Origin of the sequence: Candidatus Mycobacterium methanotrophicum (assembly GCF_023515995.1) — a bacterium.
Lineage (GTDB): Bacteria > Actinomycetota > Actinomycetes > Mycobacteriales > Mycobacteriaceae > Mycobacterium > Mycobacterium methanotrophicum.
The window spans coordinates 2,484,976-2,499,406 of record NZ_CP097320.1; the positions used below are offsets into that span (position 1 = coordinate 2,484,976).

General features: G+C 64.5%; 13 protein-coding genes and 2 pseudogenes. 8 read left to right on the forward strand and 7 right to left on the reverse strand.

All coding sequences use genetic code 11. From position 1 onward, the window contains the following. Positions 1-58: 58 nt before the first annotated feature. Positions 59-1,300 carry a metal-dependent hydrolase family protein gene (locus tag M5I08_RS12990; RefSeq protein WP_219068891.1) on the reverse strand — a complete coding sequence of 414 codons (1,242 nt, stop codon included), beginning with the start codon at positions 1,298-1,300 and terminating at the stop codon, positions 59-61. A gap of 15 nt (positions 1,301-1,315) precedes the next feature. Next, positions 1,316-2,137, reverse strand: a complete 822-nt coding sequence (locus tag M5I08_RS12995) for a class I SAM-dependent methyltransferase (protein ID WP_219068892.1) — start codon at positions 2,135-2,137, stop codon at positions 1,316-1,318. 35 nt (positions 2,138-2,172) lie between these two features. Between M5I08_RS12995 and M5I08_RS27450 the strand changes: the two genes are divergently transcribed. Both M5I08_RS27450 and M5I08_RS27455 read left to right on the forward strand, forming a co-directional pair. Then, complete coding sequence (locus M5I08_RS27450) at positions 2,173-2,517, forward strand: AMP-binding protein (protein ID WP_502213847.1); 345 nt, start codon at positions 2,173-2,175, stop codon at positions 2,515-2,517. 911 nt (positions 2,518-3,428) lie between these two features. Then, positions 3,429-3,614 (forward strand): hypothetical protein, encoded by a 186-nt coding sequence (locus tag M5I08_RS27455; protein WP_502213843.1) that lies wholly within the window; start codon positions 3,429-3,431, stop codon positions 3,612-3,614. Here the strand turns inward: M5I08_RS27455 and M5I08_RS13005 are convergent. Continuing rightward, positions 3,558-4,802 (reverse strand): annotated as a pseudogene (locus M5I08_RS13005) (fatty acid desaturase family protein); the annotation flags it as partial. The gene M5I08_RS27455 and the pseudogene M5I08_RS13005 sit on opposite strands and share 57 nt — an antisense overlap. 314 nt (positions 4,803-5,116) lie before the next feature. Between M5I08_RS13005 and M5I08_RS13010 the strand changes: the two are divergent. The 6 genes and pseudogenes from M5I08_RS13010 (at position 5,117) to M5I08_RS13035 (ending at position 11,341) form a co-directional block, all read left to right on the forward strand. Continuing rightward, a pseudogene (locus tag M5I08_RS13010) lies at positions 5,117-5,522 on the forward strand (nitroreductase family deazaflavin-dependent oxidoreductase). A gap of 28 nt (positions 5,523-5,550) precedes the next feature. Further along, positions 5,551-6,849: a threonine ammonia-lyase gene (ilvA, locus tag M5I08_RS13015; RefSeq protein ID WP_219068893.1), complete on the forward strand. Its 1,299-nt coding sequence runs from the start codon at positions 5,551-5,553 to the stop codon at positions 6,847-6,849. Positions 6,850-7,670: 821 nt separating this feature from the next. Then, positions 7,671-7,964, forward strand: coding sequence for a transposase (locus tag M5I08_RS13020; protein WP_219068894.1), 294 nt, complete (start codon positions 7,671-7,673; stop codon positions 7,962-7,964). A 2-nt stretch (positions 7,965-7,966) separates the two neighbouring features. Next, a complete protein-coding gene (locus M5I08_RS13025) occupies positions 7,967-8,863 on the forward strand; it encodes an IS3 family transposase (protein ID WP_249762761.1) in 897 nt (298 codons plus the stop codon). Positions 8,864-9,185: 322 nt separating this feature from the next. After that, positions 9,186-9,464, forward strand: coding sequence for a hypothetical protein (locus M5I08_RS13030; RefSeq protein WP_219068896.1), 279 nt, complete (start codon positions 9,186-9,188; stop codon positions 9,462-9,464). Positions 9,465-9,535: 71 nt separating this feature from the next. Continuing rightward, positions 9,536-11,341, forward strand: coding sequence for a hypothetical protein (locus M5I08_RS13035; RefSeq protein ID WP_219068897.1), 1,806 nt, complete (start codon positions 9,536-9,538; stop codon positions 11,339-11,341). A 163-nt stretch (positions 11,342-11,504) separates the two neighbouring features. Here the strand turns inward: M5I08_RS13035 and M5I08_RS13040 are convergent, their stop codons facing one another. The 4 genes from M5I08_RS13040 to M5I08_RS13055 all read right to left on the reverse strand — a co-directional run bounded on the left by M5I08_RS13040 (position 11,505) and on the right by M5I08_RS13055 (position 14,401). Beyond that, on the reverse strand, positions 11,505-11,927 hold the full coding sequence (locus M5I08_RS13040) for a type II toxin-antitoxin system VapC family toxin (protein ID WP_219068898.1): 423 nt from the start codon (positions 11,925-11,927) through the stop codon (positions 11,505-11,507). 9 nt (positions 11,928-11,936) lie between these two features. Further along, positions 11,937-12,155 carry a hypothetical protein gene (locus M5I08_RS13045; RefSeq protein ID WP_219068899.1) on the reverse strand — a complete coding sequence of 73 codons (219 nt, stop codon included), beginning with the start codon at positions 12,153-12,155 and terminating at the stop codon, positions 11,937-11,939. A 339-nt stretch (positions 12,156-12,494) separates the two neighbouring features. Beyond that, on the reverse strand, positions 12,495-12,659 hold the full coding sequence (locus M5I08_RS13050) for a hypothetical protein (protein WP_219068900.1): 165 nt from the start codon (positions 12,657-12,659) through the stop codon (positions 12,495-12,497). A 341-nt stretch (positions 12,660-13,000) separates the two neighbouring features. Then, the gene (locus M5I08_RS13055; protein ID WP_249762762.1) at positions 13,001-14,401 is read right to left on the reverse strand and encodes an IS1380 family transposase; all 1,401 of its coding nucleotides are present in this window, start codon (positions 14,399-14,401) and stop codon (positions 13,001-13,003) included. Positions 14,402-14,431 lie beyond the last annotated feature (30 nt).

The window sequence follows — 14,431 nt, forward strand, 5'->3', positions numbered from 1 at the left end:
CTGATGGTCGTGCGTCGGGATAATCGGCACAGGTCGATCTCGTTCTTGGCACGACACGCTAAGCGGTGACCGGATCCTTGTAGATCACACCGTCTTTCATGACGAAATCCACCTGTCCGGTGACTTCGATGTCGGCCAACGGATCGCCGGGCATCGCGATCAGGTCGGCAATGTTGCCTTCGGCAATCACACCGAGCTCGTCGAGGCGCAGCAGTTCGGCCGCCACGCTGGTGGCCGCGCGCAGGGCGCGCAACGGGGTGATCCCGGTGGACACCATCATCGGGAACTCACGCCAATTGTCCTGGTGCGGAAACATTCCGGCGTCGGTTCCGAACGCGATCCGAACCTCACTGGTGGCCAGCACGTCGGCTGCATCCAACAGCAGACCGCGGTATTTGCCCATCTTGCGGCGCGAGTACTCCGGAAGAGCGGCCCACAGCGCGTCGTTTTCGTCGCGGCGGGCGCCGGACAGGATCGTGTACTGAGTGGGCACCAGAAATACCCCGGCGTCCTGCATCATGCGCAGTGTCGCGGCCGAGGCGAGGTTTCCGTGTTCGATGCTGCGCACGCCTGCCCGCACCGCGCGTCGAATACCCTCGTCGCCGTAGCTGTGCGGGGTGACCGGGATGTCGAGGTCGGCGGCCGTCGCGACCAGGACATCCATCTCCTCTTGGCTGTACGTGGGCTGGCCGGGATCGTCCGACGGTGAGGCAAACCCGCCGGTGGCCGCGAACTTGATCCAGTCGGCGCCGGCGCGGATTTCCTGTCTGACCCTGGTGCGGATTTCGTCGCTGCCATCAGCAGCAGCCAATTCCAATGGCCTGGAACAACATTGGTATTCGCCCGCGATCATCGCGCTGAAGTCGCCATGGCCGCCGCGCGCCGAGATCAGGTGCGGTGCCACCACCATTCGCGGACCGTCGACCATTCCGGCCGCCACCGCGTTACGCAGATCGATGGTCGGATAGTCCACGTTTGCGCAGCCCAAATCGCGCACGGTGGTAAACCCGTTCATCAGCAGGGTCCGCAGCACCGGGAGCGCCTTCAACGCTCTGGTGACGCTCGAATCGGCCGTCATCGCCACCGAAAGCGGCGGGCTCAACGTCACGTGGGTGTGGCAGTCGATGAACCCGGGGGCCAGCGTGTGACCGGACAGGCTCACCACCGTCGCGTCGGTCGGTGGCTCGATCACGTCGGCGAGCTGCCGGATGCGGCCGTCGACCACCAGCACCTGCCGTGGCGACGCCTGGGCTGAGACGCCGTCCCACACATGCGCGCCGGTGATCAGCGTCTTAGACACCGAAGCCTCACTCGTCTAGAAGCCATAGCGCAGGACCTGCGCCGTACGAGCACCCGCCCTGCTCATCCCCATCAGTCGGGTCGACACGCGGGCCGCGGCCGGATACAAGTCGACCTCCGGCGCATGGGCCAGGCCGGCCTCCTCGACCAGCCTCAGCCGCGGATTCCAGCTCTCGGGCACGCGGGCATCCTTGAAACCCCGATACGCCCACTGGTTCCCGACGGCGCTGAACGCAACTTTCATAGCCAGCAGGCTGACCTGGCCGACCCTCCCGTAGTCGTTGAGGGCCAGTTCACCGGACCGGAAATACTCGGGGATACCCCGGAACAGGCTGACGATCACCGACTCGGGCAGAAAAGCCAGCAGGCCGTCGGCGATCAGCATGGTCGGCCGGTCGGGCGGGATCGAGTCGGCCCAACCATCGTCGGCCAGCGACGCCGCCACCGAATGAGCATGATCGTCGGCGGGCGGCAGCTGATCGCGCAGCGCGATGACGTTCGGCAGATCGACGCTGTACCAGTCCACCGTGGCCGGCGGCTTTACGCGCTGCATGCCTCTATCCAGTCCCGCGCCGAGAGCCACCACGACGGCGTCGGGATGTTCGGAAATGAAGGCTCGCACCCGATCGTCGAGCAGCTTGGCGCGCAACGCCGTCTGACGCACCGCGCTGGACGGCACTCCCAAGGCTTGGAAGTCGTCGTCGATCTTGGCCACGATGTCGTCGGAGAGCGTGTCGTCGAGTATCGGCCTGGGCCAACGACTGTCGAGAGCGCGCGCGTATGCGGTCACGAACGCGGTCTGCTCGACGGGGGAGAACTCGGCGATCGCGATTCCCATATTCACAACGTACTCTGCGGACTAGGCTGCGCCGGATGATCGCTTCGAAAACCGCATCCGAGCGGCCGGCCACGCTGTGTGAGGCATTCCAGCGCACCGCGGCGATTGATCCCGACGCCGTCGCGCTGCGCACCCCCGGCGGCACCCAGACGATGACCTGGCGGCAGTATGCGGCTGACGTGCGGCGGGTCGCGGCCGGTTTGGCCGGCCTGGGGGTCCGCCGCGGTGACACGGTTTCGCTGATGATGGCCAACCGCTGCACATCGTCTGCATCGACGGCGCTGCGCCAGGCACCCTCTCGCTGGACGACCTCTACGCCGCCGGCGCCGCCGACTTCGATTTCGAGTCGACCTGGCGGGCGGTACAGCCCGACGATGTGATCACGCTGATCCACACCTGCGGGACGACGGGAAATCCCAAAGGGGTGGAGATGACACACGCCCGCCTGCAGTTCGAGGCCCAAGCTCTCGACGCCGTGCTGGGCGTTCAATTCGGCGATCGCGTCACCTCCTTCCTGCCATCGGCCCATATCGCCGACCGCGCGATGGCGTTGTACAGCCAAGAGGTGTTCGGGGCCCAGGTCACCGTGGTTTCGGATGCGCGCGCGATTGCGGCGGCGCTGGCCGACGTACACCCGACCATCTGGGGTGCCGTGCCCCGCGTCTGGGAAAAGCTCAGGGCCGCAATCGAGTTCGCCGCCACCCACGAACGGGACGACGCCAAGCGCCAGGCGCTGCAATGGGCCATGTCGGTGGCCGCCAAACGGGCGGCGGCGATGGTGGTCGGCGAGCAGCTTTCGGACGACGCGGCCGCCGAATGGGAGAAAGCCGATGAGCTGGTGCTGTCGAAGTTGCGGGAAAAGCCGGGACTGGACCAGCTCAGGTGGGCCGTGTCGGGTGCGGCGCCGATTCCGAACGAGACGCTGGCCTTTTTCGCCGGTATCGGCATCCCTATCGCCGAGGTATGGGGCATGTCCGAGCTGAGCTGCGTTGCCAGCGTGAGTCATCCCGCCCAGGCGCGACTGGGCACGGTGGGCAAGCTGCTGCCCGGGCTGGAGGCCAAGATCGCCGAGGACGGCGAATTCTTGGTGCGTGGACCTCTGGTGATGAAGGGCTACCGCGGCGAGCCGGCGAAGACCGCCGAGGCCATCGACTCCGACGGTTGGCTGCACACCGGCGACATCCTCGACGCCGACACCGACGGTTATCTGCGGATCGTCGACCGGAAGAAGGAGCTGATCATCAACGCGGCCGGAAAGAACATGTCACCGGCCAACATCGAGACCACCGTGATGGCCGCCTGCCCGATGGTCGGCGCGATGCTCGCGATCGGCGACGGCCGGCCGTACAACGCCGCGCTGTTGGTATTCGACGCCGACTCGGTGAGTCCCTATGCGGCCCAGCACGGAATCGCCGACGCCTCGGCCGCGGCCCTGACGGCGCCTTGCGGTTTCGCGGTGGTTTCGGCGGGCATGTAGTGCGGTCACCAACCCGCGTCGCCGCAGGTCGCCCTCGACGCACCACAAGTCTGACTGCTTCTCGGCATTCCGGAACTTGTTTTCCGAGGCCGTTTCTGGGGCGTCGTCGCAGGTAGCCGAAAGCAACCAGTCCGGTAGCGACAATTTGCAGATCGTGCGCACGGTGAGTAGGAACTGGCGAAGCAACGGACCTGTGGTGTACGGCAAGTCGTACGTCAGACATAACCCGCGCACCCGCTCGGCGATCTCGGCGTAGCGATTACTCGGCAGATCGGGATAGAGGTGGTGTTCGATTTGGTAGCAGAGGTTTCCACTCATGAACGCCAATGCCCGTCCGGCCCGAAAGTTCGCCGCACCCAGCATTTGCCGCAGGTACCATTCACCTTTTGTCTCACTGTCCAACACTGACGGGCTGAACTTTTCTGCTCCGTCGGCAAAGTGACCGCAGACGATCACGGCGTATGCCCACACGTTGCGCAGCCCGTTGGCCAGCACGTTGGCGGCCAGTGTGCGCCACCATTTGCGGCTCAGCGCAGGAAACAGCACGTAGTCCTTGCCGGCCTGCCGAAGCATCTTGCGGATCAGTGCTGTTTTGTGGGCGGCTTTAGCGGCCTCTGTGGTCTCGCGATCCTGCATAGAAAGCATGCCGTGCAGTGCGACGCCCCACTCGAAGGCGACCGCCAGCAGCACCGCGAACAACGGCTGCGCCAACGTGCTCGGCCGCCACTGCTGGTCCCGGGTAACTCGCAGGACCCGGAACCCGAGGTCGTCGTCCACGTCGACCACGTTCGAAAAGACGTGGTGACGGTAGTTGTGGGAGTAGCGCCACTGGGCCGCGGTACCGGCGGTGTCCCACTCCCACGTACTGGAATGGATTTCCGGGTCGTTCATCCAATCCCATTGGCCGTGGCTGATGTTGTGACCGAGTTCCATGTTGTCGACGCACTTGGCCGCGGCAAGCGCGGAGGTCCCGAGGGCCCATGCAACTTTGCCCTTGCCCAGGGCGATGGTCAGCCTCGCCGCGATCTCGAGGTATCGGTGAAAGGCAATGACCCGCATGATGTAGGCCCGGTCCTTGGCGCCACGCGACGCCTGGATTTCGTCGCGGATCGTTTCCAGGTCAGCCGCGAGCGCTTCGATATCCGCGTCGCTCAAATGGGCGTATTCAGGTACTTCCGTGATGGCCACCGACTCTTACCCGGATTCCGGCAAGCCGGCGTGCCGCCCTGTTGGCGCCAGAAAGCGCACGCAGGCACGGTTTGAATACCCCGACATCGTCACGTCCGATCTATTAAGTGTGGCGCTGGTAAAGAGGTACCGGAATCGGACGAGCCGTGAGTTAGACTGCGGCTTGTCGGCGTCGATCGCAGAGTCTACACGGCCGACACCACACCGGCGGTCCTCGCCGTGGGCGAGGAGAGCTAGAGCCGAGCTAGAGCACCCTGGGCTGGCGTGTTTAAGGTGGTGGCACGCCGCTCGAAGGTGAATACGCCCCGTCTCCCTTGGATTGGTCCCAAGAGCAAGCCGAAAAGCACGCCGAATCCGGTGGAACCGAAGCCGCGGACATGAAGGGCAAGCCCATCATCTTGCTTGACCACCGTGGGCGTCAAGACGGGCAAACTCCGTAAAACCCCAGTGATGCGGGTCGAGCATGACGGCCAGCACGCCGTGGTCGCCTCGCTCGGCGGAGCTCCGAAGAACCCGGTCTGGTATTACAACATCGCCAAGAATCCGCGGGTCGAGCTGCAGGATGGCGCCGTGACCCGCGAGTACGACGCCCGCGAGGTGTTCGGCGACGAAAAGGCCGTCTGGTGGGAGCGTGCCGTGGTGGCCTGGCCGGACTACGCCGAGTACCAGACCAAGACCGATCGGCAGATTCCGGTCTTCGTGCTCACCCCTGTGCAGTGAACTTGCAGCGGGGTGGCACCATTGGTCGATGTCCGCCGAACTGAGCCAGACTCCTAGCACCCGGGGTGGTGTGCCGCTTTGCGCGGCTGACATCGAAGCTGCGGCGAAGCGAATTGCCGGGGTGGTGACCCCCACACCGCTGCAATTCAGCGACCGGTTGTCGGCGATGACCGGGGCCAGCGTCTACCTCAAGCGTGAAGACCTTCAGGTGGTGCGCTCCTACAAGCTGCGCGGCGCGTACAACCTGCTGGTGCAGCTGTCGGAGGAGGAACTGGCCGCGGGCGTGGTGTGCTCGTCGGCGGGCAACCATGCGCAGGGCTTCGCATTTGCCTGCCGGGCGCTGGGGGTGCACGGCCGCATCTACGTACCGGCCAAAACGCCCAAGCAGAAGCGTGACCGGATCCGCTACCACGGCGGCGAGTTCATCGAGCTGATCGTGGGCGGATCGACCTACGACCTCGCCGCCGAGGCGGCGCTGGCTGACGTGGCGCGCACCGGCGCGACGCTGGTCCCGCCGTTCGACGACCTGCGGACCATCGCCGGCCAGGGCACGATCGCCGTGGAGCTGCTTGATCAGCTCGATGCCGAGCCGGACCTGGTGGTGGTCCCGGTAGGTGGCGGCGGCTGCATCGCCGGTATCACCACCTACCTCGCCGAGCGGACGGACAACACCGCAGTGCTGGGTGTCGAGCCCGCCGGCGCCGCGGCAATGATGGCTGCGCTGGCCGCCGGGGAGCCGGTGACTCTGGACCATGTCGACCAGTTCGTCGACGGAGCGGCGGTGCGCCGGGCGGGCACGTTGACCCATGCCGCGCTGGCCGCCGCCGGCGACATGGTGTCGATCACCACGGTCGATGAGGGCGCGGTGTGTACCGCGATGCTCGACCTGTATCAAAACGAGGGAATTATCGCCGAGCCTGCAGGCGCGTTGGCGGTCGCGGGCCTGTTGGAAGCCACGGACAGGCCCATAGAGCCGGACACCACCGTGGTCTGCCTGGTTTCCGGCGGCAATAACGACGTGTCGCGCTACGGGGAAATCCTTGAGCGCTCGCTGGTTCACCTTGGGCTCAAGCACTACTTTCTGGTCGACTTTCCGCAGGAGCCCGGGGCGCTGCGCCGGTTTCTGGACGACGTGTTGGGACCCAACGACGACATCACGCTGTTCGAGTACGTCAAGCGCAATAACCGCGAAACCGGTGAGGCACTGGTCGGTATCGAGCTGGGCTCGGCTGCGGACTACGACGGGTTACTGCAGCGGATGCGGGCCACGGACATGCAAATCGAAACCATCGAGCCGGGCTCGGCGGCCTATCGCTACCTGTTGTAGCTTGGCTGCGCCGACATATACTCGATGCGCAAACGATATATACCAGTTGAGGGCAGTCCGCATTGGGTTCGTCGGGTCCAGTGGTGAAACGGACCAGGTCGTGGACTTTCGGTGGGGTTCCTACGAAAATTGAGGTGACCGCAGCTGGTGACCACAGGCATCGGTAACCGGCCACGCGGTCAGTGACGGCTGGTCGGTTTTATGTTTGTCTATGCCGCGTCGTGTCCGGTCTCATTTTAGTTGGCATCAGCCACCTGCGGATATGTCAGGTTTACTGAGACAACCTCGACATTATCCGTCCCGATTGAGTTGGCATTTCCGTAACTCGGCGTCCCGGGCACGTAGCAGTCATACACCGACAGTCCTGCTCGCACTCCGGGCAGGCGAACCGGGTATGTCTAGAATGCTCGACCCACACATCCTCACCCGCGGCCGACGCTCCGACGCGCCGCTCAATCGTCGCCGGACTCACTCTGGCCGAGGTTCAGCGAATCTCCAGCAGCCCCCCGATGAGCGATGCCATCGACCGAGGTGCGGGGTCGGCACCGCCGCGCCAAAGCCAATAAGTCCACCGTTCGGCAACGCTGGACCACGGAAGTCGATGCTCGCGACTCGATTTTGCACGCGACCTTATGGTCAGGGCCTAGGCAAAGTCGTGTTTCATGAAGTCAGCAGTAGTTTGACGGGTCGATGATGAGGGCTGCAGGCGTTGTGGTGCAAGGGTGGTCGATTGTGGCTGACGAGACGTGTCCCGATGAGGAGCGACGCCACCCTTGGGTTTCCCCTCGTAGCGTGGAGACGTCGCTATTGAGGAGGCGGCGATGGCAGCAAACAGGCGGAAGTTCGATGAGGACTTCAAGGCGGGCGCGGTGCGAATCGTGCGGGAGACCGGCAAACCGGTCGCGCAGGTGGCCCGGGAGCTCGGGATCCACGAGGACACGCTGGGTCACTGGTGCGCCCAGGAGCGGCGGCGGGCCGGCGGTGACGATGAGTTGAGCGAGTCAGAACGCCAGGAGTTGATCCGGCTGCGAAGGGAGAATGCGGAGCTGGCGATGCAGCGTGATGTGCTCAAGCGCTCATGCGCCCTGTGGGTTCGAGAAGCGATGGGCCGGTAGAGATGTCGCGGTTCATCGACTCCCAGAGGGCACACTACGGCATCGCGCACGCTACGACGTGCCGGGCGTTGGGGGTGTCGCAGTCGTGGTTCTACAAATGGCGCCGCGGCGACCCGTCGCCACGGCACGCTCGCCGCAGGGCACTGACCGCAGACATCGGCCGGCTGTTCGCGGCGCATAAAGGTAAATACGGATCCCCGCGGATCTGGGCAGACCTTCGCGACGAGGGCTGGAGTATCAGCGTGAACACCGTCGCGGCGATCATGCGTGAGCAGGGCATGGCGGCTCGCCCCAAGCGCCGCCGCCGGCAGCGCACCCGGCCAGGCAAAGGTCGGTGGCGAGCACCTGACCTGGTTAAACGCCGGTTCGCCGCACAGCAACTCAACGGCAAGTGGTACGGCGACGGCACCGAAGTGGACACCGACGAAGGCAAGCTCCAGTTGGATTCGGTGCTCGATGTGGCCTCACGGCGCATCGTCGGGTTCGCGATCGGTGAGCACCACGACGCCGAGCTGGCCTACGGGGCATTGTCCATGGCGGTCGCGGTGCGCGGCGGCAAGCAGGCGATCACCGGGGTCATATTCCACAGCGACCAGGGCAGCGAATTCACCGCCAAGACGTTCAGGGCTGCTTGCAAACGTTGCGGGATCCGGCAGTCGATGGGCCGGCCGGGCTCGGCCCTGGACAACGCGGTGATCGAATCCTGGCATTCCACTTTGGAATTCGAGTTGCGCATGCTAGAGCACTTCGACACCAAGGCCCAGGCCCGCCGTGAGCTGGTCGCCTGGATCGAGGACTACAACGCTGATCGTCGCCATTCGGCGCTGAACATGCGATCGCCGATGCAGCACGAACAGCAGCTCCGTGACCGCGGGTCCGCACCCGGGCGGGCGTCATGAGTGCATCCAGCCCCGGCAACCGGCAGTATGGAGGTGTCCTCGCCGGCGTCAAGGCCAAGCCCTGCCGGTGGCCTACGGCCAGCCTTGACACCGGCTGCGGGCACCACCCCCCGGCAGCTGCCCGGGGCAGCAGCAAACAAATTCACCACAAGATCCCTACAACTGAAGTCTCCACGGAATCAGGGGAGTCCCACCGAGAAGGTCGGGCTCTGGCTCACCGGCGCGCTGTCCCAGGTTGCTATCAGTGCGCTGGGCGGTGCGGGCGGCAACCTGATCTCGGGCTAGAACCGTGTTGTCAGTGCCTCGACGCATACTGGCGAGCATGATCACAGCCGACGAAATCGCCGCCGGTCTTCGGGCGGCGGTCCAGATATGCGACGAAACCGGTGGCGGCGCGACCCATGAAGCCGTCGCCGCACGAATCGGCGTGGAGCCGGAGTTTGTGCTGCGCGAGGTGCTACCAGCCGTTGCCGAGTACTTCGAGATCAGCATGCCGGGCGACGACGGAATCGCGGTCGTTCGGCAGCCGACGCTGCAGCGCGCCAATTCGTCGGCTAGTAGAGCAAATCAGCTCCACCGTGTCCCAGCTGGTGCACCGTGACCGCGTGGTTGAGTGAGTCTGGGGCGTAGCGGGCTCGACCCAGCGCGGTCGCCCCGGAGGAGGCGATGGCCATGGCGCGCGTCGAGTGGACACGCCAAGAAGGCGACGACATCGAAGCCGTCGTCGGCATGTTCATCTGTAGCGACTTCCCCAACGCGGTTCGCGTTCGACCCAGTCAAGGCGATGGTGGCGTCGACATCTTCGTTCCTGGCCCCCAAGGCTTCGCCAAGCAACGCGCTGTCTACCAGGTCAAGAAGTTCTACTCCAACTTGACCAGCAGCCAGAAACGCAAGATCACCAGGTCGTTCGAGAACGTTGTCGCGGCCAGCAGTAAAGAGGGCTGGGAGATCACCGAGTGGCATCTCGTCATGCCACTTGACGTCACCGACCACAACCTCGCCAATTGGCTTAAAAAACTCACCGCAGGTGCTGAGTTTCGCTGTGAAACTCACGGTCTTTTGTACTGCGATACCAAAGCTGCCCAATACCGCAAGGTCGTCGACTACTACATGCGCGACGGCAAGGAGCGCCTTCAGGCGGCCGTGGACGACCTCACCGCGATCATCGCCCGCCGCGTTGATCGCCAACCGAATGAGCCCCTGGTGGCCACGGACGTTATGACTGACCTTGCGTCGATCTACAACGCGCTCAACGACCATGACCCCTTCTACCGGTACGAGTTCGGCGTCTCGGACAGTCCTCCGGCGCCAAACCCCTCATCGGCAGAGCCTGGCCTCGTCGGCGTGCACGCGACACGACACGACTCGGTATGGATCGCGATCAAGATCTTCGCGCTGTCGCTTGAGTCTCTGCGGGAGCGCCCTATCGGTGGTCAGCTCCAGTTCTCTGCTCCGGAGGACGACGACGAACTAGGGGAGCAATTTCAGAAGTTCATCGACTACGGAGCGCCGGTGACGATGCCGCCGGGTACCGTCAGTGGCTCGCTTGATCTTCCTGGCGGCCTTGGTGGGGAGCTTCAAGGGGCCAGCCTTCAGGTGCTTGCAGCGCCCGAGGGTGGACAAGCAGACCCTGCCGAACTGGCCCTTGCCATCGTCGAACCAGATTCTGACACGGTCATCGCCAGCACAACGATCAGGCGAATCGAACAGTCCGCCGGCCAGGCTGGTGTCCGCAGCGTATTCGCCGACCAGGCCGACCTTTTCACCCTGGAGATGCTGGTGCGGGCAGGTCACCTAGAGGGAAGTATGAACCTCGACGTCGAGTACAACCTCGAGGGGCGCAGGCCCGGCCAGCTCATTGACAGCTTGAAAGTCTTGTCCGCGTGGCAATCTCCGAACCGACTTGCGTTCGGGCGTACCTACGGCCCCAGCGACTACGGCGTCGTTGCCACTATTCCCACCGACGGAGCCGAGGACTCCGGGAACTGGGCACAGATTTGCGAAGCCCTCGCCCAGCTTCAAAATCACGTTTCGGTGTTGCTAAAGATGCCTGCAGAAATGTCCCGAGACGAGGCGCTGGACATCATCTTTGCTGCGAAACTTGTGTCAGGCCAAGCTGTCCCGGCTTCGAAGGCAGGGCCGTACACCGTCCATCACGAAGGCAATCCACCTCAGATCGCACGCGACGCCGCCCTTACGTACGAATTTGTCGCAATTAGAGCTGTCACAATTTCACTGGCTGGCCAGGAGTTCGCCGTGGGTAAGGAAGCCTTGTTCTTGCTCGGGCGATACACCGAGATCGAGGACGGCCATTCCACCATCGAGCCGCTAAGCGACGGGGTGAGTGTCCGTTACACCGGGGAACTGGAAGCTACCCGAGTGCTCGCGCGGTTCGCGCAGGAACCGATTGGCATCGAGGAGCCTGCGGGTGGCGAAGCCGTAGCGACAGATCGATACGATCCATTATTGGGTGCTTGAGGTTGGCGGAGCGATTGATCCCGCGTCCGACGCGTGGCTCTGATCCGTAACCGGGTCCGAGAGGGTGTCCGAGGGAAGACTTGCCCACCCGCGATACGCGTTACCGAGCTCGCCGCTGCCAGTGGCCAGTTCGGGGGAACGGCGGGAGCGGATGACATATCGGTCAGGTGGGGACGATGGTGAACGCGGGCGCATGGCGAGGCCGCACGTTGTCGAAGTCCCTGCGGTTCATCGTGGCAATCGTGGTAATGCCGAGGCGTTCGGCGACTGCTACCAGCGAGGCGTCGGTGCCACCCAGTCGCCGATCAGCGTACTGCCGGACAAGTTCGGACATTCGCCGCAGATCGGCGTCACTGAGGTTCACTGAGCGGAACCGGTGTGCGGGCTCGCTGCCGACCGAGTCGAGGAACTGTGCTTCGGCGTTCGGACCGCCGAACCGGTCGATCAGGTAGCACGCCTCGGCCAAAACGGTGATGGGAAGGGCGAGCTCGTCGGTCTGTTCTTCTAGCCAGCGGCGGCAACGCTGATGTGCCGTGTCGGACCGATCCGCCAACGCCACAATGACATTGGTGTCTACCAGAATCACGACGAGCGGTCAGCGACCGAAGCCGTCAGTAAGCAGCTCGTCTACCCGCTGCGATAGGTCGTGGCGTCCACTGTCGAAGCTCCCGACGAATTCAGGCAGCGGTCGGCGAGCGGTGTCAGCAGCGGTAGCGCGCGACTGCGCAATCGGCTCGACTGCGAGCAGCGCACGCTCGACCTGCTCGTCGTCCATATTGTCGACGAGTAGGTGTAACCGCTCGCGGGTGGTCATGGATTCATTGTGCCAGCCCAGCGCGACTTGTGGGCCGTTGTTGCGGTCCGCTGCGCAGGTCCAGGGTTCGATCAGCGAGGACTGAGTCAGGCCGACAAATACTGATAGTCAGGATGGGTGTGTGCCGCCGCGGAACGACCCGCCACCAGAATGTCCGAGCTATTTGCATTGGCGCTTGACACCTACGGCGATTTAATACCCGATGAAACCGATGCTATGCTCGGTCTACCATTTGCCGGATCCACCTGCCGTAGCGACAGTTACCGGCCTGTTCGGTTAGGAAGCTGCATCTGGTGCAATACCGATGGGATGTGCGAACTCGACGAGCTCGGCGGCTTTTTAGATGGCTTTTTGAGCGGTTTCACGCGAGATGGGGTCGGCTGCCTTGTGGACTGCGATATTGCGGGGTTCGATCAGCTCATCTTGCAGATGGCTGGGAACTTTATCTGGGATGAGCCGCGATGCCAGATCCTTGAGCCCGCCGAGCGTCTTGTACCGATCCAACTGTCTCACTAATCTGATTCAGAAATTCGATCTCGCCGATCGCGGCTTTGAGTAGAGCTACGGAGTTCAGGATTCCATTGCGAAGCGCTCGGTCGTAATGTTCTTGTTCCATTCCGGCCCAGGCCACCGTAGGACTAAACGTCACCTTGAGAAGCTTTTGATAGGCCTCGAAATTTCACCCAGGCCCGAGTGGTCCTGGGAGGTGGCCCGGTGAGGCATGTTGATCTTGATTTAGGGCTGCGGGTAACGCGACGGCGCCGCGTGTCGTGCGGTGACGCCGGGTTCCTGTGCCCGGTGGTGGGTTCTCCTTCCTGGGGTTCGCGGGGGCGGTGGCCGGCTGGTCAGGGGATGGCCAGGGCGCGATTGAAAGCGTCGACGAATTCCTGTGCCCAGGGCCAGGTTCGGCACACACGCAAGATCAGGTAACCGGAATGGCTGATCAGCCGGGCGGCGGTGTGCAGCAACCGGTGGCGCAGCGTGGCGGGTTCGGCTTTGGCCAGCGGCCCGGTCAGTAGCAGCAACCTCATCCAGCACAGCAGGTCGATAGCGATCGCGGCGGCAGTGATCCAGGCGGTGTTGATCGCAAACGAGGACGAGGGCCAGCGGCCCAGCCCGGTATCTTTGCCGCAGCGGATGAATCCCTCCACGCGGGCGTGCACCCGGTGGCGGGCCTCGAGGCGCTGGACTTGCCCGCCGCGGGTGCCGGTGGCGATGACCTGGTAGCGGTAGCCATGGTGCTGCTCGAACAGCGACAGCTGGGTGCCTTCGGCGATCTTCTCCCGGCGCACCAGGATCCGCATATCGGCGGGCCAGCCCGCCAGGCGGTCCCCGCCAGCCGATTCGCGCAGCAGCCCGGTCAGCTCGGCCACCTGCGCATCCTGGCGGGCTGCGCCGGCCGGGTCCAGTGCCGGCTCCCAGGCGTTGGCGGGCAGCTGCCCGATCGCGACCCGGGCCCGCTCGTCGAGGTCGAACCCGACCGAGTAGGCCACCGGCCAGCCCGCTCGGGCGTTGAGTGTGGCCAGGTGCTCGACCACGGCGTGACTGGATCCCGCGCCGTCGATGGTGACCAGCAGATTCTTGCGCCACGCGGCGGGGATCGCAGCGATCGCGGCGTCGATGATCGCGATGTGGTCGGCGGCGGTGTTGGAGCCGGCGTTGCCCGCCCGGGCGATGATCGCCAACAGCTCGCCGGTGTTGTCACACCAGGCCATCAGCGGATGAAACCCGTAGCCGCCCTTGAAGGTTCCGGCGGCTTTCTGCTTGTCGCTGTGGGAGTCGATCAGCGAGGCGTCAATCCGGATCACGATGGTCTCGCCCAGGTCGCCGTAGCAGGTGGGCGCGGGTGGGACGCGGCCGTGTCGGGCCACCACTGCGTCCCACGCCTTCTCCCGGACCCGGTTGCGCACCAGGGTGATCGCGGCGATATCGGCGGTGTCGAGTTCGTTGAGCGAGCGCCACACCGTGGGGATCGACGCCACCGGCCCCAACAGCCGCGGCTGTTCACCGAGTACCACCACGTCGCTGATGTCGCGGCCGCCATCGGCGATCGATACCGCCACGTCGCGCAGCACCGCGCCCCGGTCGTGGACCACTTCCGGGCGCGACACCGCCGCCGACAACCCCGCGGTGAGTCCGAGCCCATCGGCCAGCATCCGCGGCAGTACGCACCCGGCGTGCTGCGCCACATCGTCGCCGCGGACCTCGACTCGCAGATTCTTCGACCAATCACTGATAGCCTGCATCTGTCAGGTGCACTCCCGTGTCGGGTACCG